The sequence below is a fragment of the Pseudomonas sp. Pseusp97 genome (assembly GCF_047304025.1).
In the GTDB taxonomy this organism is placed as follows: domain Bacteria; phylum Pseudomonadota; class Gammaproteobacteria; order Pseudomonadales; family Pseudomonadaceae; genus Pseudomonas.
Window position 1 is genome coordinate 42,438 of record NZ_JBGLYK010000005.1, and the last position, 22,044, is coordinate 64,481.

The following is a 22,044-nucleotide window of genomic DNA, read 5'->3' on the forward strand; positions in this document are numbered from 1 at the left end:
GACCGCCGAGCGAACCTCCCTCCACAGCCCTGAATGGATAGCCTGATGAAACTGATCCATAGCGCCGTTGCAGACAATGGCATCGCGACCCTGACCCTCGACATGCCCGGCCGGAGCATGAACGTCATTACCCCCGCGCTGATTTCTGAAATGCACGAGGTGCTGGACTGCTGGCTGGTCGACCCGCAGGTGAAGGGCATCATCCTCTGCAGCGCCAAGCCAGCGTTCATGGCCGGTGCCGATCTGAACTGGGTGGAGGGCCTTACGCGTCCTCACACCTCTCGGCACAAGGTGGCCGAGGAGATCGGCGCCCAGGGGCGCTTGCAACGACGCCTGGAAACAGCCGGCAAACCGGTGGTCGCCGTGGCATCGGGCAGCGCGTTGGGCGGGGGACTGGAGCTGATGCTGGCATGTCATTACCGCATCGCCACTACCGGTGACGGCTCGCAGTTTGGTCTGCCGGAGGTCACGCTGGGGGTTCTGCCGGCCGCCGGCGGTACGCAGCGTCTTCCGCGTCTGATCGGCATCGCCGCCAGCCTGCCGCTGCTCGTTGACGGAACCCTGTTGACGGCGCAACAGGCACACGCGCTGGGCCTGATCGATGAACTGGTGGCGCCCGGGCTGGGCCTGGCGGCAGCCGAACGCGCGCTGCTCGAAGGTCGGGTTTGCTGCATCGCGCCCTGGGACCAGAAGGGCTTTCAGGTGCCTGGTGGAGACGCTTTCTCGCCTGCCAACCGGCAGGCGATGATTGAGGCCAACGCTCGCGTGCAGGCCACCCGCCGCGGCTTGTATCCGGCGCCGCTGGCAATTCTGCGCTGTCTCTTCGAGGGCACCAGGCTTCCCATCGACAAGGCGCTGCAACTGGAACTGAAACACTTCCTCACCCTGGTGCCCGGCCAGGTGGCCCGCAACCTCATCACCATCAACTTCTTCGCCCGGCAGGACGCCGCCAAGCTGGCCCGCCGACCTGTCGGTGTGGCGTCGAGCAAGGTGGCGAAGCTGGGCGTCATCGGTGTCGGGCTGATGGGCGCAGGCATCGCCCAGGTCGCAGCGCTGGCCGGGATCGATGTGGTGATGCTCGATCGCGACCTTGCCCTGGCGGAGCGAGCTCGCGAGAGTATCGCCGCGACCATGGGCAAGGATGTCGAGCGCAAGCGCCTGGCCGAAAGTGCCCGCGATGCTGCGCTGCCGCGGATCGCCGCCGCGTCCGGCTACGAGGCGCTGGAGGATTGCGATCTGGTGATCGAGGCGATTGTGGAGGATGAGGCTGTGAAGCATCAGGTCATTCGTGCTGCTGTCGCGGCGATGAAACCTGACGCAATTTTCGCCTCCAACACCTCCGCCTTGCCTATTGGTGAACTCGCCGTGGCCAGCAGCGTCCCGGCGAATTTTATCGGGCTGCACTTCTTTTCCCCGGTGCCGCGCATGAGCATGGTGGAGGTCATCCGTGGGCCGGCGACTTCGGATGAGACGCTGGCCCGCTCCATGGACTTCATTCGCCAATTGCGCAAGTCGCCGCTGGTGGTCAACGACGGTTACGGCTTCTACACCTCGCGCTGTTTCGACGCCTATGTCCGCGAAGGCATGCGCCTGCTCGCGGATGGTGTTTCGCCCGCGCTCATCGAAAACGCTGCTGCGGCGCTTGGCATGGCGATCGGTCCCCTGGCGGTAACCGATGAGGTCGGCCTGGACGTGATTCAGCACACGTCCCGCTTCTACCGGAGCCGGGAGCCGGGCGAGATCGGTGACGACCGGCATGACAAGGTCAACGCGATGATCGATCGTCAGGTCCGCGATGGCCGACTGGGACGCAAGTCGGGGCGTGGTTTCTACCTCTACTCGCCAGGGCAGCCCAAGCAGCTGGATCGTTCCCGCTGCATGGAACTGGCCGATGCCTGCCTGTCCGTCGATGTCGAGGCGGCAAAGGAGCGGCTGCTCTATTCGCAATTGCTCGAGGCTGCACGCTGCTGGGCGGACGGCGTGGTCGAGGAGACGGCCGAAGCGGACCTGGGGGCCCAGAACTCCTGGTCCTTCCCTGCCTACCTCGGGGGGCCGTTCGCCACCATCGATGCTCTGGGCGCCAGCCGGTTCGTGGCGCGCTGCGACCAACTGGCGGCGAGTCTGGGCGCACGCTTCAGCGTACCTCGCCGGTTGCGCGAACTGGCGGCGTTCGAGGGAAGCTTTCGCACGGCGTGACGGTGGTATTTGCGGAGCGGGAATTGCCGTCGGCTCCCATCGGTCCGAGCCGCCGGGCAGGCTGCAACGGGCGAGTCAGGGACTGGGCGACTGAGGCGGGCAGCAATGAAAAGTCGTGTCAACGTATTGGGTGTGGGTGTCACTGATTTCCACCGGCCGGGCGAGGGCCCGGGGTACCTGCAATTGATCGCCGATGCGACACGCAGCGCTCTGGCCGATGCCGGCCTGGGCTACGACCGTATCGGGGCCGCCTACGTCGGTTATGTCTTCGGCGAGTCCGCCTGCGGTCAGCATGGCCTGTATGGCCTGGGCTTGACGGGCATCCCCATCATCAACGTCAGCAATAACGGGGCGAGTGGTTCGACCGCTCTCTATCTGGCCGCCCAGGCCATCGAGAACGGGCAGGCGGATTGCGTGCTGGCGGTCGGCTTCGAACACATGACGCGAGATGATCTGAGTGATCGCTGGCGGCGGCAGGAATCACCCCTGGAACGCCATCTTCAGGTGCTCGGAGCGCGCCAGGGGACGACCGACGACTTGCCGTTCGCCCTGCAACTTTATGGCGGCGCTGCGCGCGAATACCTGTGGCGCTACGGCGCCCGCAAGGAAACCCTGGCGATGCTCGCCGTCAAGGCTCGCGAACATGGTTCGCGTAACCCCCAGGCGTTGTTTCGGCAACGTCTGAGTCTGGCCGAGGTACTCGCTGCGCCCATGCTGTTCGCCCCCCTGACTCGACCGCAGTGCTGTGCGCCGGCCTGTGGAGGAGCAGCCGTGGTGCTGTGCTCGGAATCCTTTGCCCGGCGTCATGCCTCCGCTCGCGCGGTGCGTCTGCTGGCGCAGGCGCTGGTCACGGACTTGCCCAGTACCTTTGCTGGCGACTCGCTGATCAAGGCTGTCGGCTACGACCTCGCCGTGTCGGCTGCGCGTCAGGTCTATGAACAGGCCTGCATCGGGCCGGCGGATCTGGACACCTGCGAGATCGACGACTGCTTCAGCGCCCATGAAATCCTGCTCTACGAAGCCCTCGGCTTTTGCGCCGAAGGCGACGCGGAGCGCTGGGTCGAGGATGGCGATAACACCTATGGCGGCAATCTCGTGGTGAATCCCTCTGGTGGGTTGCTCTGTCGTGGCCATCCATTCGGTGCCACCGGCCTCGCACAGTGCGCCGAATTGGTCCGGCAACTGCGTGAAGAAGGCCAGCAACGCCAGGTCGAGGGGGCCCGAGTCGCGCTGCAACACAATCTCGGCCTGGGCAGTGCCTGCTACACGGCGATCTACCAACGCCGCTGATTGCTGAAGGGCCAAACCATGGGTTGTGCTGCCCCCTCCACAGGTGGGGGCAAGCGCTGCCGAGCTCCTTCTACCGTAGATCGGACCAAGCCAGGCCTGCCGCCTGGCAAGAGAATTTCCGGAGGAAAGAATGCAGGGATTCCACTTTGCAACCGCGGCTCAGATTCTTTGCGAGCTCGGGGCGGCCAATCGCCTGGGTAGCTTGTGCCGTGATCGCGGAGCACGATCCGTGCTGCTGGTCACCGATCCAGGCATAGTCCGCCTGGGAATGCTCGATGCCATCGGCAGCAGCTTCGCCGAGGCCGGAGTTGCGCTGGCGATCTTCGACGAGGTCGTTGCCGATCCGCCCGAGGCCGTCGTCCTGGCGGCGGTGGCCTCGGCACGTGCGCTTGCCGCCGACCTGGTCATCGGCTTTGGTGGCGGCAGCTCGATGGACGTGGCCAAGCTGGTGGCATTCCTGGCGCACCCTGGGTGTTCCCAGGAATTGAGCGACATCCATGGCCTGGGCAATGCCCGTGGCGCCCGCCTGCCGCTGATCCAGGTACCGACCACCGCCGGCACGGGCTCGGAAGTGACCACGGTGGCGATCGTCACCACCGGCGCCACCACCAAGACGGGCATTGGTTCGCCCATCCTGCTGCCGGACCTGGCGATCCTCGATGCCGAGCTGACTTTCGGCCTGCCGGGCCCGGTGACCGCGGCGACCGGTATCGACGCCATGGTCCATGCCATCGAGGCCTACACCAGCAGGATCAGGAAGAATCCGCTATCGGACATGCTTGCCAAGGAGGCATTGCGCCTTCTTGCGGCGAACCTCGAGCGGGTCATGGCCAATGGGCAGGACCCGGAAGCGCGCCAGGCCATGCTGCTGGGGGCTTGTCTCGCCGGTCAGGCATTTGCCAATGCCCCGGTTGCCGCCGTTCATGCGCTGGCTTATCCGCTGGGCGGACACCTGCACGTTCCCCATGGCCTGAGCAATGCCCTGGTACTGCCCCACGTGCTGCGCTTCAACGCTCCTGCAGCGCTTGCGCACTATGCGCAACTCGCACCACTGCTTCTGGGGGGGCGGCTCCTCGCTGGCAGCGATGAGCGACGGGTCGGGCAATTCATCGATGAGCTGGCCGACCTCAGCTCGCGATGCGGCCTGCCGACCCGGCTGCGTGACGTCGGTGCCACTTCTGAGTTGCTTCCTCGACTGGCGGCCGATGCCATGCAACAGCAACGCCTGCTGGTCAACAACCCGCGCCCACTCGAAGAAACCGACGCGCTGGCGATCTATCGCAGCGCCTATTGACCCTTCATTCCCCGACCGCGCTCCGGGAAATCGTTCGCAAGAGGAGTTTTCGCATGGTGACCGAGCGGCAGTGCCGGGCTGATTACCGGTGGTTCCAGGGCATCGACACGCGCTGGCACGACAACGACATCTACGGTCACGTCAACAACGTCGTCTATTACGGCTACTTCGACTCGACGGTGAACCGCTATCTGATCGAGCGGGGCGGGCTGGATATCCATGCTGGCGAGGTTGTAGGCTTCGTCGTCCATTCCGCTTGTGACTACCACGCGCCCGTGGCTTTTCCCGATCATCTTGAAGTCGGCCTGCGGGTTGCCCGCCTGGGCAACAGTTCGGTTCATTACCAGCTGGCCGTCTTCGTCCGTGGCGAAGACCTGGCCTGTGCGAGCGGCAACTTCGTCCATGTATTTGTCAACCGTGCGACCAACCGTCCCGTGAGTATTCCGGACAGCTTGCGAGCTGCCCTGCAGGCGTTGTGTTCCTGAGCCGCTTTGCTGATGCTGTCTTCCGGTCAGCGCTGCGCCATGACTTTGCAACGGGTGAAAGGGGCCCGCATACGACCACCCCTCCATTGCCTGTGAACCCTTCGCCGCTTCACTCGGGAGCCTACCGACGCAGCCTGCGCGCCAATTGCTCCACTATCCGATCATGCCACCACCGGAACCAGGTCAACTGCGTGAAGTCTGCGCCGGCGTCTTGTGGCTTCGAATGCCGCTTCCATTGAGCCTGGACCACATCAATCTCTGGTTGATTGAAGACGGGGAAGGCTGGGCATTGTTCGATACGGGCATGCACACCGACGCATCGCTGGCCATCTGGCAAGAGCTGCTGGCACCTCATGGGCGCCTTGGCGGGCGCCCTTTGACACGGGTGATAGCCACGCACATGCACCCCGACCACGTCGGAATGGCGGGATGGTTGACGCGAGAGCAGCGATGCGAACTCTGGATGAGCTTTGGCGAATACATGAATTGCCGTGTCCTGATGGCAGACAGCGGCCGTGAAGCGCCCCCCGAAGGGGAGCGATTCTACGCCCGTGCCGGCTGGGACGCGCAGGCCCTCAGCCAGTACCGGGCGCGCTTCGGTAACTACGGGCGGTATATTTCGCCGTTGCCCCAGAGCTATCGGCGTATCCGCCACGGCCAGCACATCCGGATCGGGCGGCACGAGTGGCGAGTGCTGATCGGAGCCGGGCACTCGCCCGAGCACGCCTGCTTTCATTGTCCCGAGTTAAAGCTGCTGATCGCCGGCGACCAGGTCTTGCCGCGCATCTCGCCCAACGTCTCGGTGTTTCCCACCGAGCCGGACGCAAACCCATTGCAGCTGTGGCTCGAATCCCTGCGACGACTGCGCGATGAGGTCCCTGACGATGTGCTGGTCCTGCCGGCACACAACGAACCTTTCCAACCACTGCATGCCCGCCTGGAACAACTGGAAAACAGCCATGCACGGTCCCTGGAACGACTGCTGGTCGCTCTGGCACAGGAGCCCAGGCGGGTCGTCGACCTTTTCAGCGTGCTGTTCCACCGGCCGATCGATGCCGAACTGCTGCCGCTGGCAACCGGTGAGTGCATCGCCAACCTGAATTATCTGCGGGACCAGCAACTGCTCCGGGTCGTTGAAGACTCGCAGGGTGTCGCCTGGTACCGGGCCTGACGTCAGGTCGCAGGTGTCGAGGTCATGGCCCAGGTGATGAAACCGGCGTTGCAGGCGGTGAACACCAGGGCAACGAGGAACACTGCATCGGCGATGCGCACCATCCGCTGGCCGCGCAGGGTGCGATGGGTCCGCAGGCTCCAGTAGGCGCAGAATGCCGCGACCAGGTAACAGAACATGTTGATCGCCACCAGATCGTCGATGATCAGGTCATCCCCCCGCAGGGTGAGTATCACCCGGATGATGCCGATCACCGTCAGGCATACGCCCACCATGGTGGCCGAGACGGAGAAGATGTGGACGCAGATGTCGTCATCGAGGGAGGGCGGTTCCGGTTCGCTCATGCGGGCGCTCGCGAGTGTAGGACGTGTGGCAAGCGTAGCTGGGAATGAATGAGGGCTTGAGTACGGCGTGCAAGGCGCCTACTGTCAGCGGCTGCCCTCATCCTGTACGAACAGCCCGAACGAAAAGCCCATGATCGACTTCAACAATGTCACCGCCTACCAGCAGCAGACCCGCGTGCTGGACGGTTTCTCCCTGCATATCGGCGAAGGCGAGAAGGTCGCCATCCTCGGTCCCAACGGCGCCGGCAAGAGCACGTTGCTCAAGCTGATCAGCCGCGAACTCTATCCGGTGGATCGGCCTGACAGCTCGCTGAACCTCTTCGGCCTGCAGAACGTCACCCTGTGGGACCTGCGCAGCCGCATCGGCTTCGTTTCCCAGGACTTGCAGGAAGACTACACGCCGTTCACCCAGGCGCTGGATGTGGTGATCTCAGGCTTCTTCGGCGCCATCGGCAGCCATGGTCACCTGCAGCCCACCCCCGAGCAGGTGGCAAAGGCCCACGAACTGCTTGCCACGGTGGAAATGGACGGCTACGCCGAGCGCATGTTCCAGCGCCTGTCCACCGGACAGAAGCGTCGCCTGCTGCTGGCCCGCGCGCTGATCCACGAGCCCCGCGCGCTGATCCTCGACGAGCCGGCCAACGGCCTGGACATGGGCGCCAGCCTGCAGATGCTCTCCCTGCTGCGGCGCTTCTGCGGCCCGGAGCACGCGATGATCATCACTACCCATCACCTGGACGAGATCATCCCGGAGATCGAGCGGGTGGTGCTGATTGCCAATGGCAAGGTGGTGGCCGACGGTCCCAAGGCGGAGATCCTTACCAGCGAAAACCTTTCGGCGCTCTACCAGGCGCCACTGAAAGTGACCGAGCAGGACGGCTGGTATCGCTGCTGGCATGCCTGATCCCCGCACGCGAGCGCGCCGGGAAAGGCACTTCTATGCTCGTCCTTCCGCTCTCTCGAACAACTCCAGCAGGTCCGTCAGCGTGCTTTCCAGATACTCGCCCGCGCGGTAAGCCGGTTTCAGTGCGTCGCCACCAGCCACCACTTCCTGAGGCCGTTCTATGAAGCGGCCCACGGGCTGGAAATCGCTATCGAGCACCAGCACCACGGGGATCAGGATGCGATCCAGCGCCAGGCGTTCGCGCAGGTCATCCTCGGCGCGGCCCTTGGTGATCACGGCCAGCTCCACGCGTGGTTGCAGGCGTTGCAGATGGTCCATCACGGTGACGTTGATCTGGCAGTCGGGGCACCACATCTCGCCGGCGGTCAGCAGGCGGTAGCGGCCCTCGATGGCCTGGATACGGCGCAGGGTGTCGGCGCTGATCGTGCCGGGCTCGGCCAGCAGCTGCTGGACCTTGCGCACGCCGGCGATCTCGCCGGGCAGGCCGTGGGCGACGAAGGCGTCGAAGCCTTCACCGATGGCGAAGAGTTCCTCATAGGAGGCCATGGGGATTTCCTAGAAACGGATGATGGCCCATCCCAGCAGAAATCCCCGTGGTGGGCAATCAGCTCCTCGCGGTCTGCGCCTTGGCAGCCGCCAGGTAGGGTGCCAGGCGGCGGCCCATTTCCTCGCCCAGGGCCTGCAGGCCGCTGAGCGGGCGGACCATCACCTCGAATTCGACGATCTTGCCGTCCTCGTCGAAGCGGACCATGTCGATCCCCTTGAGGTCCTTGCCGTTCACCGTGGCGCTGAACTCCAGCACCACGTTCAGGCCGTCGCCGGTGGCCAGTTCGCGGTGGTAGGTGAAGTTCTCGAACACCTGCAGCACGGTATTCAGGATGGTCGAGACCACCGGCGCGCCAGGGTAGGGCGAGTGCGCCATGGGCGAGCGGAATACCGCGTTGGGCGCCAGCAGTTGCGGCAGGTTGGACAGGTTCCTGGCAGCCACCATCTGGTGCCAGCTGGCCAGCGAAGCGGCAGCCTTGGGATGCAGGTTCAGTGCGGTCACGGGAATACCTCCTGAGAGTTCTTGTTGTTCACTCAGGACGATACGGCCGGTCCGGCAACTCGCTCAATGATCGGAAATGACAGAAGACTGATCCTGGCGTACAGCGCCCTCAGTGCGTTGCAGGGCTGATCAGGTAGCTCACCAGCTGCGGATCGTCGCCCGGCTCGACGCTCTGCACCGGTCGCGGCAGGTCGGCGAACACGGCTTTCCAGAAGGCCGCCGCCACCTCGTCCTGGGCATAGAAACGCACCAGCCAGGGGCCGGGGTTGCCCAGCAGCACCTGGTTGGCCAGCGCGCGGCCTATTCCTGAGCGCCGATACTTCTTCAGCACGAACAGGTCCGACAGTTCCAGCGCGTCGATACCCGGCAGTTCGCTGCCTTCCACCAGGAGGAAGCCGGCGATGAAGCCGTCGGCAAGGATCAGGTTGGCGCTCCACTCCGGCTCGCTCCAGTAGCGCGCCAGATGCTCTTCGTGGATGTAGAAGCGGCCGTCGACCTCCACATCCTCGTCTTCCCAGTCCGACGACTCGTAGGCGTAGTACTGGTAGAGGTTGCGGATCAGGTCCTGGTGTTCAGGGCCGGTCTGCACCAGCTGGATGGAAAGGTCGTTCATGGTCAGGGCTCGCGGGGAAGCGGAAGAGGGCGCGTGACCGCCATTGTCGCGCATTTCCGCGTGGGCGTGCTGATCGCGCCCCGGGCGGTGCCGGCCGGCATTCTGCGCTGGATGGCGCTTCTCCGGTCCTGCTGATCGTTGGCGTGCCCTGCTGCCTGCGCCGGCGGAGGCCGCAGAGCATGCAGTGCAGTCCCGACTCAGGGCTTCGGCCTGCCTTCCAGGCGCGGGCTCCAGTCTTCCACTGCACCATTCTCCAGGCGCCGCGACAGGGTGCGGCGCCAGTTCGGCGGCAGCGGCAGCTCCAGGCATTCGCGCAGCACACTCACGTCCACTGCTTTGTCGAACAGCACGGCGCAGAGCCGTTGCAGCGACCACTCGGCATGGGGCCGCTCGACCAGTTCCAGCGTCGCTCCGGCGGCCACCGTGCCTTCCTCCAGTACGCGGTAGTACCAGCCGGTGCGCCCGGATTCCTGCACCCGCAGCGCCATCTGCGCCACGTCGAAGCGGTCGTTGAGCTTCCAGCAGGGCATGCGTCCCTGGGACACCTCCAGCAAGGCCGTGCCGGCGCGGATGCGGTCGCCCAGGCAGAGGTCCGCTTCGGTCCAGCCGGTGGTGCTGAAGTTCTCGCCGAACGCACCGGGCTTGCCCAGCAGCGGGTGCTCGCCCAACTCGGTGGCCCAGTCCGCATAGTGCTCGCGGGGATAGTGGTGGATGGCCTTCTCGAGTCCGCCGTGGACGCGCAGGTCGCCTTGCTCGTCGCTTTCCAGCCCGAGCGTGGTCACCGCCAGGGCGCCCAGACGCGGCTGCTTGGCGATGGCGCTGCGCGAGCCGGGTCGGGTGAAGGGTACCGCCCGACCAGTGAGGAGGGCGTCGAGGGAAACGGCGGAAAGACTCATGATGGATTCTCGATTTTGATGGTATCGATCAAAAACTACCTGGACAAAATCTGCCAGGAGGTTAGGCTCTGTCAATGTTTCGATTCGATACCAGATGGTATTCCCGTTCGATTTCACGAGTGCCCGCCATGCACAAGTACCGCCTGATCATCCATCGCCACGGCCAGTTGCTCGGCCATTTCGATTCCGACCTGCCCTGGGCCCGCGATGCGGTTCGCGCTATCGCGCAGAGCTTGGATGGGCAGCATTTCGACCTGGAGCTGCAGGTGGCCGACAGCGAGCGCCGCCTGCTGGAAAGCTCGCCAGCCGGCCTCAAGGTGCTGGCCAGTGAGCCGTTGTTCCGCCCGGTGCCGCTGGACGCCTTGTAGAACACGACGCAGCAGGAGCATGTGCTTTTCGTAGGAGCGAGCTTGCTCGCGAACAGGCTTCCCGGCGGCACCGGAGTCATGCGGGTTCGCGAGCAAGCTCGCTCCTACAGCTAGGATTGGCGTAGGAGCGGACTCTGTCCGCGATAGATTCACAGCCCGCTCCATCCCAAGGGCGGATAACCGTGCCAGGGACGCGATGAGGTGTCACGCAGGACGCGCGGAATTGTCCGGCGAATCGTCTGGAATGGGCTTTACTGAAGGGTTTTCGCTGTGACCGGACGCCATCAGGCCACTTGGAGGGGCGCCGGTCGACGGCCTGACCCACGAAGAAACTGACGTTCATCGCGCTGGGCGTTGCCCGCCGAGCGCGATGCCGACTGAGGAGCATTCCATGCAATACCGTTACCTGGGCCGCAGCGCCCTGAAAGTCTCGCCCCTGTGCCTGGGGGCGATGATGTTCGGCGGCGAGACCGACGAGCCGACCTCGCGCCGCATCATCGACAAGGCCTTCGAGCAGGGCGTCAACTTCCTCGACACCGCCGACGTCTACCACAAGGGCCGCTCCGAAGAGGTGGTGGGCCGCGCGGTGGCCGCCCGGCGCGATGACTGGGTGATCGCGAGCAAGTTCGGCAACGCCCTGGGCGATGGCCCGAACCACCGCGGCCAGTCGCGCAAGTGGATCTACCAGTCGGTAGAGGACAGCCTGCGCCGGTTGGGCACCGACTACCTGGACATCCTCTACTTCCACCGCACCGACGTCGATGCGCCGCTGGAAGAGGGCCTGCGCGCGGTGGGCGAGCTGATCCGCCAGGGCAAGGTGCGCTATTACGGGCTGTCCAACTTCCGTGGCTGGCGCATTGCCGAAGTCGTGCGCCTGGCCGACCAGTTGGGCATTGACCGGCCCATCTGCAGCGAGCCGCTGTACAACCTGGTGGACCGCACCGCCGAGGTCGAGCAGCTGCCGGTCGCCGGCCACTTCGGCATCGGCGTGGTCCCCTACAGTCCGCTGGCCCGTGGCGTGCTCACCGGCAAGTACCGCCCCGGCGCGGAGCCCCCGGCGGACTCCCGCGTCGGTCGTGGCGACAAGCGCATCCAGCAGACCGAATGGCGCCCCGAATCGCTGCAGATCGCCCAGCGCATCGCCGAGCACGCCGCGGCTCGGGGCACCACGCCGGCCGCTTTCGCCCTGGCCTGGGTGCTGCACAACCCGCTGGTCAGCTCGCTCATCGCCGGCCCGCGCACCGAGGAGCACTGGGATGGCTACCTGCCGGCGCTGGACCTCAGGCTGACCGCCGAGGACGAAGCTTTCGTGGACGCCCTGGTGCCGCCCGGCCATGCCTCCACCCCCGGCTACAGCGACCCCGCCTATCCCGTCGAAGGCCGCCCGGCCCGCCGCTGAAATCCATTCATTCGAAGCGTCAGGAGCCCTACCGATGAAGACCCTTGGATACGCCGCGCAGAATCCGCAGGACCCGCTCGGCCCGTTCACTTTCGAGCGCCGCTCGCTGCGCGACAACGACGTGGCAATGGACGTCCTCTACTGCGGCGTCTGCCACTCCGACCTGCATCAGGCCCGCAACGACTGGGGCTTCAGCCGCTACCCGATGGTGCCGGGCCACGAGATCGTCGGGCGGGTCACCGCCGTCGGGCCTAAGGTGACGCGCTACCAGGTCGGCGACGCCGTGGCGGTGGGCTGCATGGTGGATTCCTGCCAGGAGTGCGACCAGTGCCGCAAGGGCGAGGAACAGCTATGCCGGCAGGGCAACACCCAGACTTACAACGGCGTCGATCGCGTGACCCGCGAAGCGACCCAGGGCGGCTACTCGAAGCACCTGGTGGTACGCGAGGAATTCGTCCTGCGCGTGCCGGACGGCCTGGACCTGAGCAAGACCGCGCCGCTGTTGTGCGCCGGCATCACCACCTATTCGCCGCTGCGCACCTGGAACGTCGGGCCGGGCAGCCGCGTAGGCGTGGTCGGCCTCGGCGGATTGGGGCACATGGCGGTGAAGCTGGCAGTTGACCTGGGCGCCACCGTCACGGTGCTCAGCCGCACGGCGGACAAACGCAGCGATGCCGTGGAGCTGGGCGCCGATGCGCTGCTGGTGTCTTCCGACCCTCAGGCGATGAAGGCGGCGGCCAACAGCTTCGACCTGATCATCGACACCGTCCCCGTGAAGCATGACCTGAAGCCCTACATGCCGCTGCTGGATATCGACGGCACCCTGGTGATGGTCGGGCAGGTCGGCCCCATCGACGGGTTCAGCAGCATCCCGCTGCTGCTCGGCCGCCGGCGCATCGCCGGCTCGCCCATCGGCGGCATCGCCGAAACCCAGGAGATGCTTGATTTCTGCGGCAAGAAAAACATCCTGCCGGAGTGCGAGATCATCCGCATGGACGAGATCAACCAGGCCTACGAGCGCATGGAGCGTTCCGACGTGCGCTACCGCTTCGTCATCGATCTGGCCACTCTTTGAAGCCGTTTGCCGGGCGCGCCAGGCGCCCGGCTTTCTCTGCTGTAGCCGAGACTACAGCGTGACCACCACCTTGCCGAACTGCTGGCTGGACTCCAGGTAGCGATAGGCCTCGACTATGTCGTCGAAGGCAAAGGCGCGGGCAATCACCGGCCGCAGCGAGCCGTCGGCCAGTCCGTCGATAATGAACGCCTTGGCGGCCTGCAGGCGCTCCGCGTCTTCCAGCACTTCATAGACGCGATAGCCACGCAGGACCAGCGAGCGGCTGAGCACCTCGAACAGCGGGAAGGGCGTGGCTTCGGGGCTCAGGCCGCCGTATTCGATGAGGATGCCGCCCTCCGCCATGGCGGCGGTCAGCGCTTCGAAGATCGGGCCGCCCACCGGGTCGAACACCACCCGTGCACCTGCCGCGCCGGTGATCTCGAGCAGGCGCGAGCGCAGGTCCTCTTCCTCGCTGGCGATCACCTGGTCTGCACCTGCCTGCAGCAGCGCATCGCGCTTGGCCGAACGGCGGGTTACGGCGATGGGTACCGCGCCGACTCGCCGGGCGATCTGGATGGCCGCCAGGCCAACGCTGCTGGATGCCGCAGTGATGACGACGAAATCTCCCTCGCGCAGTCCTGCCACCTGGACCAGCGCGCCATAGGCAGTGAGGTACTGCATCCAGGTGGCGGCGGCGTCCGCCCAGGATTGGCCTGGTGGGTTCTTCACCAGACGGCTCTGCGGAACGACCAGTTGCTCGGCATGGGTCGGCTGTTCACGCATGGAGGTCGGCGGCAGGACACTCACCGCATCCCCCGCTGCGAATCCGCGCACCTGGCTACCCACTGCCTCGATCACGCCGGTGGCTTCCAGGCCAAGACCGGAGGGCAGTTGCGGGCTTTCGATATAGCGATCGGTGCGCAGCAACGCCTCGGCGCGGTTCAGGCCCAGGGCCTTGACCCGGATGCTCACTTCCTCCGGGCCCGGCTGGCGGACTTCCACCGGGTCGATGCGCAGGACTTCGGGACCGCCGATCCGATGAAAGCGGACCGCACGTGCCATGACTCTTTCCATGTGATGCTCCTATACGAAAGTGATTCGACGCAAACGGACTATCCGATCTGGGAATAGCCGGATAAATGGCGTATAGAAGCAGTCAGTCGAAAGCAGGAGTTTCGAATGGATCGCCTGACCAGCATGGCGGTGTTCGTTCGCGCGGTGGACCTGGGGTCCTTTGCCGCAGCGGCGGACGCGCTGGAAATGTCCGCGCCCATGGTGGGCAAGCATGTGCGTTTTCTCGAGGATCGCCTGGGCGCCCAACTGCTGGTGCGCAGCACGCGCCGGCAGAGCCTGACCGAGGCCGGGCGCATCTACTACGAGCGTTGTCGTGCGCTGCTGGCTGATGCAGAGGCAGCGGACATCCTCGCCGCGGGTGAAGTCGCCGAGCCGCGGGGCCGCTTGCGGGTGGCCATGCCGGTGCACTTCGGGCGTCGCTGTGTGGCGCCGGTTCTGCTGGAACTGGCGCAGCGCTACCCGCAACTGGAGCTGGACCTGCGCTTCAGCGACCGCCTCACCGACCTGGCCGAAGAGCAGATCGACCTGGCCATCCGCACCGGCGAGCCGCAACCCCGGGAGGGTGTCATTGCGCGCCGAATCGGCCGGCAGCGCATGGTGGTCTGCGCTGCGCCAGGGTACCTGGCTGGGCAGGGGCGCCCGCGAAGCATCGAAGAGCTGGCCGCGCATCAGGTCCTGGTCTACCACCGTTCCGGGCGGATCAATCCCTGGCTGTTCCCGCGGGACAGGCAGCCGCCAGTGGAATTCGCGCCGAACTCGCGGCTGCGTTTCGATGACCTGGCGGCCATCGCCGATGCTGCGATAAGGGGCCTGGGCCTTGCCTGGCTGCCCTACTGGCTGGTGCGCGAAGCCATGGAGCAGGGCGCGCTGGAGGACGCGCTGCCGAGCGAGCCCGGCTTCCTCTACGACGTGCATGCGACCTGGCTGCAGACCGCGCAATTGCCGCGCAAGGTGCGCCTGGCGATCGACGCGTTGATCGAGGTGATCCCCGGCCTAGTGATGCCGGGGCTGGCGCAGTAGGGCGGCGCTGGCGTCCGCCGGGAAGGATCAGCGTGCCGGTGTCAGGTGCAGCACGCGGTCGCGCCCGCCTTCGGCAAGCAGATAGCCGCCCTTGCCATCGGGCACGATGGACTGCGGCGCCTTGAGGAACGAGAGGATGGTGCGCGGTTCGCCCTTGCCGTCCCAGAGCAGCAGGCGTGCGCGGTGGGTGGAATCCTCGCTGATCCACAGCCCGCGTTCGTCGCACATCAGGAAGGTGGGCTTGTTCAGCCCGGACAGCAGGACCGGGTCCTTGCCGTCTTCGCTGAACCGGTGCACCAGGCCCTTTTCCTTTGCCGAGTAGAGCAGGTTGCCATCGGTGCAGCGGGTGATGGACTCGGTTTCCTGCAGGTGCTCGCGCAGGACCGTCAGCTCGCCATCGCTCCAGCGATAGCGCAGCAGGCGGCCGTTGTCGTGGCTGTCCTCGATGGCATAGAGATAGTCGCCGTCATTCCACAGGCCCTGCACGGAATTCCCCATGAACAGGTCGCTGACCTTGCCATCCTTGAGCAACTGCACGGGGCGGTTGTCGGTTTCCTGGCTGAACACCCAGCCGCCCTGCGCGGCGATCATGCCGTCCGGTTTCGACAGGCCATCGATCATCACCCGCCGTTTACCGTCGGTGGCGATGTGCAGGATGTTGCCCTTGTCCTTCCTGAGCTCCTGGCTGACCAGCAGGCCGCCATCGGGAAGTGGCACCAGCGAGGCGGCCTTCTGCACGTCCTCGTGGAGGACCTCGTAGGACCAGCCATCGGCGCTCTGCACCGGATAGAAGTCCTGCCAGACGAAGAAACCGACGGCGCAGGCGATGAGCAGGCCGGCGGTGGTCAGGGCGGCGCGGAAGGCGGAACGGCCGGGCGAGCGGGCGGAAGGCTGGGACATGGATCGATCGCCAAAACAGGGGGAGGGGACACTGGCATCCAGCGTGGGATCGGCGAGTTAACCAGACAGTTCAGCGTGAGGCCAGCGCTCGAACGGGTGATCGAGGTCACGCTCATGCAGTGCCTGATGCTGCGGCGGACGGGCGAACGCCGGAATCTGGGCTGGGTAATGCCAGGAACCGAGCCAATAACCGCTGAACGCGCAAAGTTGCGCTGCGTTTACAGACATTCCTGTATGCGGGAGAAATGGGAAGCAACGCTGATGGCCATTGGCCTACAATTGCCGCGTCCTTTGCTGAGGACAATCCAGACGGCTGCTGCGGACAGGAAGTCCGTAGCGGCCGTTTTCTTATCCGGGCCCATTACGCCGGGCGTATCGCCTGTACCGCTTCCAGCTTCTGCAGGCGCAAGGGCCCGCCGCGCAGGAAGCTGCCGACCTGGCCGGCATCCATCGGCCTGCCGAACAGATAGCCCTGCGCACAGTCGCACTCCAGTTGCTGCAACTGGCGAAGCTGAGCGGCGTTCTCCACTCCCTCGGCAATCACCCGCAACCCCAGCTTACGCCCCAGCGCCAGGGCGTTGCGCAGCACGATCAGGCGGCGCGGGTCGCCATTGTTCAGGTCGGCCAGCAGGTGGCGGTCGAGCTTCATCTCGGTGAAGGGCAGCTCCATCAGGCGCTGCAGGGTGGAATGGCCGCAGCCGAAGTCGTCGATGGCCAGGCCGCAACCCAGCAGGCGCAGGCGCAGGACGTTCTCCAGGCTCAGCGACGGCGCATGCAGCGGCGAATTCTCGGTCAGCTCGAAGGTGATGCGCCTGGGATCGATCCGCAGTGCGTGCAGAGTGCGCTCCACGGTGGCGGCGAAGCCGGTCTGGGCAATCTGCTCGGCTTCCAGGTTGAAGGACAGCTTCAGATCGGTATTGCCCTGGGCGCGCAGCGCTTCGACAGCCTGGCTCATGAGCTCGAAGAGCATCCCGTCGAGCTTCCCCGCGCGCCGCAGCCCCGGCAGGAACTCATCGGGAGAAAGCACGCCGGCGTCCTCGAGTTGCCAGCGCGCCAGCACCTCGAATCCGTAGACCTGGGCGGTAGCCACGCAGACCTTGGGCTGCAAGTAGGCGCGCAATTGACCCCGCGCCGGCAGGTTGGTGGTTTCGCCATCTTCACCCGGCGTGCTCTCGCCCAGCGGCAGGCCAAGCTGCGCCTCCCTGGGCTGAAAGTCGGCCAGCAGCGCACGCAGGCGCTCCAGCGTCGCTGCCTCGTTGCCCAGCCAGAACACCTTCATGCCCTGCAATTGCAGCAGGTGGGCGAGGGCGCTCCAGGTGCCCGGCGCCATTTCCCCGCTGACCACTACGCCGTGGGCGAGGCGCTCGCGGGCCACAGTCTGCAGAAATTCCAGCCGGGCCACCGGGTCGATGCGTACATCGCAGATCAGCAGGTGCACGCCGCCCTGGCTGCGCAGCCGGTCCAGTGCGAACGCGTTGCTGGAAACCTCCGACAGGAAGCTGTAGCCCAGGTGGTGCAACGCGGTGACGGCTGTGGAGCGGTGCAGGCCCGAGGCCTGTAGCACCAGCGCGGAGAGCGGAGACATGGCGTGTTCTCATGGTGTTTGCCCGATGCATTCTCAAAAATCGCTTCCTGTCTGTGAGGAGGAGGATTCCAGTTCTGCTGTCAGGGAAATCCCATGGAGAAGCGCAGCGGCTCTCCGTGAGATCCGGCGACATCCTCCGCGACCCCGTGGGCTCTGGGCTGCGCCTCCGGTTCGAACACCGGTGAAACCCCGGGTCGACCTGCGTGGTCCCAGCTGTTAGGGTCCTTGTGCTCCCTTTCACGTCCGCGCCGGCTACCCACGGCCGCGCGGCACGCCCTGAACATGGAGAAATGGCTCATGTCACGTCCCGTATCCGGGGGACCTGTCGACACCGCCATGGTCCCGCAAAGCGAGGCCTCAGCCACGGCGCTGCTGAACCTCTGGCTCAGCCGACCTCAGCAGACCGCACTGTTTCTGGATGTCGACGGAACCCTTCTGGACATCGCCGAATCACCCGACGCGGTCGTCGTACCGCCCGGGCTGCTCGATGCGCTCACGCACCTGCATCGTGGACTTGGCGGTGCCCTGGCCCTGATCAGCGGCCGCCCGGTCGAAGAACTCGACCGGCTCTTCCAACCCTTGCGCCTCGCCGCCAGCGGCGGCCACGGCGCGCACTGGCGCGAGACCGGCGACAGCCCCTTGCGCCGCACTGCCAAGGACCTGCCCACCAGCGTGCGGTTGCAGTTGGACGGCCTGGTCAGGCGGCATCCCGGCGTCCTGGCCGAGGACAAGGGCAGCAGCTACGCGCTGCATTACCGCTCCGCCCCCTCGCTCGCCGCGGATCTGCGTGTGGAACTGCAAGCGTTGCTGCGCACGCCGGAAGGCGCCGGGCTGCGATTGCTCAATGGCAAGCAGGTCTACGAAGTCGTTTGTTACGGCGTCGACAAGGCCCGGGCGATCCAGCGGCTGCTGGACACACCGGGCTTCGCCGGGCGCCTGCCGCTGTACATCGGCGACGACGTCACCGACGAGCCCGCCATCGCCCTGATGCCGACCCTGGGGGGGCTCGGGCTCTCCGTGGGGCGCGCATTGCCCGGAGCCAGCGCGGTATTCGGCGATGCGCAGCAGGTCCGTGCAGCACTGATACAAGCAGGAGGAAATCACCGATGACGAACCGGCACGAAGGTGCTCTGGAACTGGGCCTGATCGGCAACTGCCGGGTGGCCGCCCTGGTCAACCCGCAGGCACGGCTGGTCTGGTGGTGCTACCCGAATTTCGACAGCGATCCGGTCTTCTCCCGGCTGCTGGCCGGCGACGACGAGAAGGGCTTTGCCGACGTGGTGCTGGAAAACCAGGTCAGCAGCACGTCCGACTACCAGCGCAACACGGCGATCATTACCACCGTGCTGCGCGACGACAATGGCGCCGCGGTGCGCATCACCGATTTCGCCCCGCGCTTCCTCGAACACGGCCATGTCTATCGCCCGGCGCAGCTTTGCCGGCTTATCGAACCCATCGAGGGCGTGCCGAAGATCACCCTGCGCGTCCGCCCGACCCATGGCTACGGCAAGCCCGGCAAGGGCACGGCCGGCTCCAGCCATATCCGCTATCTGGAAGGCGAGGAGCCGCTGCGCCTGACCACCGACGCCCCCCTGGCGTACATCCAGCACGAGACGCCGTTTGCCCTGCGCCACCCGGTGAGCCTGGTGATCGGCCTCGACGAGCCGCTGGGCAATGCGCCTGGCGAGGTGGTCCGCGACTATCTCAAGCGCACCCAGAACCACTGGCACGACTGGGTACGTGGCCTGGCCATCTGCTTCGAATGGCAACAGGTGGTGATCCGCTCGGCCATCACCCTGAAACTGTGCAATTTCGAGGACACCGGGGCGATCATCGCCGCTGCCACCACCTCGGTGCCGGAAGCGCCGGATTCGCAGCGCAACTGGGACTACCGCTACTGCTGGTTGCGCGATGCCTATTTCGTGATCCTCGCGCTCAATCGCCTGGGTGCCACTCGGACCATGGAGGGCTACCTCGACTTCATCACCACCGTGGCCAGTGGCGACGCCGAACTCAAGCCGCTGTACGGGATCATTCCCAACCAGGACCTCAGCGAACGCATCGAGCCGGACCTCGCCGGCTTCCTCAACCACGCCCCGGTGCGCGTCGGCAACCAGGCCGTGGAACAGAACCAGCACGACATGTTCGGCTCGGTGGCCCTGGCGGTGCTGCAGAGCTTCGTCGACGATCGCCTGCCGAATCCCAGCAGCGAAGGCATGCTGCAGTTGCTGGAAAACCTCGCCGCCAAGGCCCTGCATGCAGCCTTCGAGCCGGACGCCGGCATCTGGGAGTACCGTGGCCGGCAGCGCATTCACACCCATTCCGCGCTGCTCTGCTGGGTCGCCTGTGACCGCGTCGCGCGCATCTCCCGGCGTCTGGGCCGAAGCGAGGAGGCCGGTGCCTGGATGGACAAGGCGGCGAACCTGCGCGAGCGCATCCTCGCTGAGGCGTGGAGCGAGAAGAAGCAGTGCTTCACCGGCGCCTTCGGGCATGACGACCTCGACGCCAGCGTGCTGCTGATGAACGAGTTGGGGATCATCGAGGCCGATGATCCGCGCTTCATCGCCACCGTCGAGTGCATCGGCCGCGAACTCAACGTCCACGGGCAGATGCTGCGCTACGTCGCGGCGGATGATTTCGGCGTGCCGGAAACGGCTTTCCTGGTGGTCAAGTTCTGGTACCTCGACGCCCTGGCCGCCATCGGCCGTACCGACGAGGCGCGCCAGCTGTTCGAGGAGCTGATCGCCGCACGCAACCGTTACGGGCTTCTCTCCGAGGACCTGCATCCGCACACCGGGGAATTGTGGGGGAACATCCCGCAGACTTATTCGATGGCCGGGCTGATCAACTCCGCCATGCGCCTTTCCATCGGTTGGGAGGAAGGCCTATGCCGCGCCTCGTGGTGATCTCCAACCGGGTCGCGATCCCCGACGAGAACGGCCCGGCGCCGGGCGGGCTGGCCGTGGCGGTCGAGGCCGCGATGCGCCACCGCCAGGGCATCTGGTTCGGCTGGAGCGGTGAGAAGGCCGAGGAACCCGGCCCTCCCACCGTGGTCCAGCGCGATAACCTGCAGTACGTTCTCACCGACCTGCATCCGCAGGACTTCGACGAGTACTACAACGGATTCGCCAACCGAGTGCTCTGGCCCATCCTGCATTACCGGGTGGACCTGGCGGAGTTCAACGAGGCCGACTTCGGCGGCTACCGGCGGGTCAACGAGTTCTTCGCCGAGCGCCTGAGCCCGCTGCTGGAGGACGATGACGTCCTCTGGGTCCACGATTACCATCTCATTCCCCTGGCCTCGGCCCTGAGGCAGCGCGGCCACGCCAACCGCATCGGCTTCTTCCTGCACATCCCGATGCCGCCGGCGGACCTCATCACCGCGCTGCCGCACCACGACGAACTGTTCCGCGCGCTGACCCAGTACAACCTGATCGGTTTCCAGACCGAGAACGACGCGAGCAACTTCGCCCGCTACCTGACCCGCGTGGTCGGCGCGGCGACGCCCGATGGCCGGCGTTATCACCTGGAGGACCAGCATTTTCGCGTCGGCGTGTTCCCGGTGGGCGTGGATGCTGCGGGCTTCCGCCGCCTGGCCGAGGAATCTGCGCAGAGCCAGGCCGCGCAGGACCTGCGTGACAGCCTCGGCGAGCGCGCGCTGATGGTCGGCGTGGACCGGCTCGACTATTCCAAGGGCATCGTCAATCGGCTCGACGGCTACGAGCGGTTCCTGGAGCGCAACCCGGACTGGCACAACCGCGTCACCTGCCTGCAGATATCACCGGGCAGCCGCCAGGACATCCCCGAGTACGTGGATATCGACTCCGCCGTGAGCGCCCGGGTAGGGCACATCAACGGGCGTTTCGGCGGCGTGTCCTGGGTGCCTCTGCGCTACGTGGCGCGCAATCACCAGCGCGCGGATATCGCCATGGTCATGCGCCACGCGCGGATCGGCCTGGTGACGCCGCTGCGTGACGGCATGAACCTGGTGGCCAAGGAATTCATCGCAGCGCAGGACCCGGACGATCCCGGCGTGCTGATCCTTTCCCAGTTCGCCGGCGCCGCTGCGGAGCTGGGCGGTGCGCTGATCGTCAATCCGCATGACCGCGATGCGCTGGCTGACGCCATGCTGCAGGCCCTGCGCATGCCGCTCAAGGAGCGCCAGGCGCGCCATCGGGACATGTACGCCGTGTTGGAGGCCAATGACATCCGCTTCTGGGGGCCGAGCTTCATCGATGCGCTGACACGGCCGGGCAGGGCGCTGAACTGGCTGTCGAACCATTACCTGAGTCACTGACGCGCGCTGGTTGGCAGCGGTCGCGAGCAAGCTCGCCCCTGCAGTTCGCCTCAGGCTCCGGAGTGTTCTTGTAGGAGCGAGCTTGCTCGCGAACCGCCAGGGCTGC

Annotated in this window: 21 protein-coding genes; 13 read left to right on the plus strand and 8 right to left on the minus strand. The window is 65.8% G+C overall.

Translation table 11 applies throughout. From position 1 onward, the window contains the following. Positions 1 to 45 precede the first annotated feature (45 nt). The 5 genes from ACCC94_RS02145 to ACCC94_RS02165 all read left to right on the plus strand — a co-directional run bounded on the left by ACCC94_RS02145 (position 46) and on the right by ACCC94_RS02165 (position 6,436). A complete protein-coding gene (locus ACCC94_RS02145; protein WP_413347822.1) occupies positions 46 to 2,196 on the plus strand; it encodes a 3-hydroxyacyl-CoA dehydrogenase NAD-binding domain-containing protein in 2,151 nt (716 codons plus the stop codon). Between the two features lie 105 nt (positions 2,197 to 2,301). Beyond that, entirely contained in the window at positions 2,302 to 3,486 is a 1,185-nt protein-coding gene (locus ACCC94_RS02150; RefSeq protein ID WP_413347823.1) for a thiolase C-terminal domain-containing protein, read from the plus strand. Between the two features lie 130 nt (positions 3,487 to 3,616). Then, on the plus strand, positions 3,617 to 4,780 hold the full coding sequence (locus tag ACCC94_RS02155; RefSeq protein WP_413347824.1) for an iron-containing alcohol dehydrogenase: 1,164 nt from the start codon (positions 3,617 to 3,619) through the stop codon (positions 4,778 to 4,780). A 53-nt stretch (positions 4,781 to 4,833) separates the two neighbouring features. Then, a complete protein-coding gene (locus ACCC94_RS02160) occupies positions 4,834 to 5,265 on the plus strand; it encodes an acyl-CoA thioesterase (RefSeq protein ID WP_413347825.1) in 432 nt (143 codons plus the stop codon). Between the two features lie 235 nt (positions 5,266 to 5,500). Further along, positions 5,501 to 6,436: an MBL fold metallo-hydrolase gene (locus ACCC94_RS02165; protein WP_413347826.1), complete on the plus strand. Its 936-nt coding sequence runs from the start codon at positions 5,501 to 5,503 to the stop codon at positions 6,434 to 6,436. A gap of 2 nt (positions 6,437 to 6,438) precedes the next feature. Here the strand turns inward: ACCC94_RS02165 and ACCC94_RS02170 are convergent, their stop codons facing one another. Next, a complete protein-coding gene (locus ACCC94_RS02170; protein WP_413347827.1) occupies positions 6,439 to 6,780 on the minus strand; it encodes a hypothetical protein in 342 nt (113 codons plus the stop codon). Positions 6,781 to 6,910: 130 nt separating this feature from the next. On the opposite strand from ACCC94_RS02170, the gene ACCC94_RS02175 reads away from it, so the two are divergent. Next, positions 6,911 to 7,684: an ABC transporter ATP-binding protein gene (locus ACCC94_RS02175; RefSeq protein WP_413347828.1), complete on the plus strand. Its 774-nt coding sequence runs from the start codon at positions 6,911 to 6,913 to the stop codon at positions 7,682 to 7,684. Between the two features lie 33 nt (positions 7,685 to 7,717). Here ACCC94_RS02175 and ACCC94_RS02180 read toward each other — a convergent pair whose 3' ends face one another. The 4 genes from ACCC94_RS02180 to ACCC94_RS02195 all read right to left on the minus strand — a co-directional run bounded on the left by ACCC94_RS02180 (position 7,718) and on the right by ACCC94_RS02195 (position 10,241). Then, a complete protein-coding gene (locus ACCC94_RS02180) occupies positions 7,718 to 8,230 on the minus strand; it encodes a thioredoxin family protein (protein WP_413347829.1) in 513 nt (170 codons plus the stop codon). Between the two features lie 58 nt (positions 8,231 to 8,288). Then, complete coding sequence (locus ACCC94_RS02185) at positions 8,289 to 8,732, minus strand: nuclear transport factor 2 family protein (RefSeq protein WP_413347830.1); 444 nt, start codon at positions 8,730 to 8,732, stop codon at positions 8,289 to 8,291. A 109-nt stretch (positions 8,733 to 8,841) separates the two neighbouring features. Continuing rightward, complete coding sequence (locus tag ACCC94_RS02190; RefSeq protein WP_413347831.1) at positions 8,842 to 9,345, minus strand: GNAT family N-acetyltransferase; 504 nt, start codon at positions 9,343 to 9,345, stop codon at positions 8,842 to 8,844. Positions 9,346 to 9,542: 197 nt separating this feature from the next. Continuing rightward, complete coding sequence (locus ACCC94_RS02195) at positions 9,543 to 10,241, minus strand: MOSC domain-containing protein (protein WP_413347832.1); 699 nt, start codon at positions 10,239 to 10,241, stop codon at positions 9,543 to 9,545. Between the two features lie 128 nt (positions 10,242 to 10,369). Between ACCC94_RS02195 and ACCC94_RS02200 the strand changes: the two genes are divergently transcribed. The 3 genes from ACCC94_RS02200 to ACCC94_RS02210 all read left to right on the plus strand — a co-directional run bounded on the left by ACCC94_RS02200 (position 10,370) and on the right by ACCC94_RS02210 (position 13,083). Beyond that, positions 10,370 to 10,609, plus strand: coding sequence for a cytoplasmic protein (locus tag ACCC94_RS02200; RefSeq protein ID WP_413347833.1), 240 nt, complete (start codon positions 10,370 to 10,372; stop codon positions 10,607 to 10,609). Between the two features lie 391 nt (positions 10,610 to 11,000). Continuing rightward, entirely contained in the window at positions 11,001 to 12,008 is a 1,008-nt protein-coding gene (locus ACCC94_RS02205) for an aldo/keto reductase (protein ID WP_413347834.1), read from the plus strand. Between the two features lie 34 nt (positions 12,009 to 12,042). After that, positions 12,043 to 13,083: an NAD(P)-dependent alcohol dehydrogenase gene (locus ACCC94_RS02210; RefSeq protein ID WP_413347835.1), complete on the plus strand. Its 1,041-nt coding sequence runs from the start codon at positions 12,043 to 12,045 to the stop codon at positions 13,081 to 13,083. Positions 13,084 to 13,134: 51 nt separating this feature from the next. Here ACCC94_RS02210 and ACCC94_RS02215 read toward each other — a convergent pair whose 3' ends face one another. Next, positions 13,135 to 14,124, minus strand: a complete 990-nt coding sequence (locus ACCC94_RS02215) for a zinc-dependent alcohol dehydrogenase family protein (RefSeq protein WP_413347836.1) — start codon at positions 14,122 to 14,124, stop codon at positions 13,135 to 13,137. 117 nt (positions 14,125 to 14,241) lie between these two features. On the opposite strand from ACCC94_RS02215, the gene ACCC94_RS02220 reads away from it, so the two are divergent. Continuing rightward, positions 14,242 to 15,156, plus strand: coding sequence for a LysR family transcriptional regulator (locus ACCC94_RS02220; protein WP_413347837.1), 915 nt, complete (start codon positions 14,242 to 14,244; stop codon positions 15,154 to 15,156). 27 nt (positions 15,157 to 15,183) lie between these two features. Here ACCC94_RS02220 and ACCC94_RS02225 read toward each other — a convergent pair whose 3' ends face one another. Then, the gene (locus ACCC94_RS02225; protein WP_413347838.1) at positions 15,184 to 16,056 is read right to left on the minus strand and encodes a DUF5050 domain-containing protein; all 873 of its coding nucleotides are present in this window, start codon (positions 16,054 to 16,056) and stop codon (positions 15,184 to 15,186) included. Between the two features lie 361 nt (positions 16,057 to 16,417). After that, positions 16,418 to 17,641, minus strand: coding sequence for an EAL domain-containing protein (locus ACCC94_RS02230; protein WP_413347839.1), 1,224 nt, complete (start codon positions 17,639 to 17,641; stop codon positions 16,418 to 16,420). Positions 17,642 to 17,938: 297 nt separating this feature from the next. Here ACCC94_RS02230 and otsB point away from each other — a divergent pair, with 297 nt between their 5' ends. Genes otsB through otsA form a run of 3 tightly spaced genes read left to right on the plus strand, consistent with a single transcriptional unit; the run spans position 17,939 to position 21,938 of the window. Beyond that, positions 17,939 to 18,751 carry a trehalose-phosphatase gene (gene otsB, locus ACCC94_RS02235; RefSeq protein ID WP_413347840.1) on the plus strand — a complete coding sequence of 271 codons (813 nt, stop codon included), beginning with the start codon at positions 17,939 to 17,941 and terminating at the stop codon, positions 18,749 to 18,751. After that, complete coding sequence (locus tag ACCC94_RS02240) at positions 18,748 to 20,547, plus strand: glycoside hydrolase family 15 protein (RefSeq protein ID WP_413347841.1); 1,800 nt, start codon at positions 18,748 to 18,750, stop codon at positions 20,545 to 20,547. The genes otsB and ACCC94_RS02240 overlap by 4 nt, the downstream gene beginning before the upstream one ends. Next, complete coding sequence (gene otsA / locus ACCC94_RS02245) at positions 20,529 to 21,938, plus strand: alpha,alpha-trehalose-phosphate synthase (UDP-forming) (RefSeq protein ID WP_413347842.1); 1,410 nt, start codon at positions 20,529 to 20,531, stop codon at positions 21,936 to 21,938. The genes ACCC94_RS02240 and otsA overlap by 19 nt, the downstream gene beginning before the upstream one ends. The last annotated feature ends 106 nt before the right edge of the window (positions 21,939 to 22,044 follow it).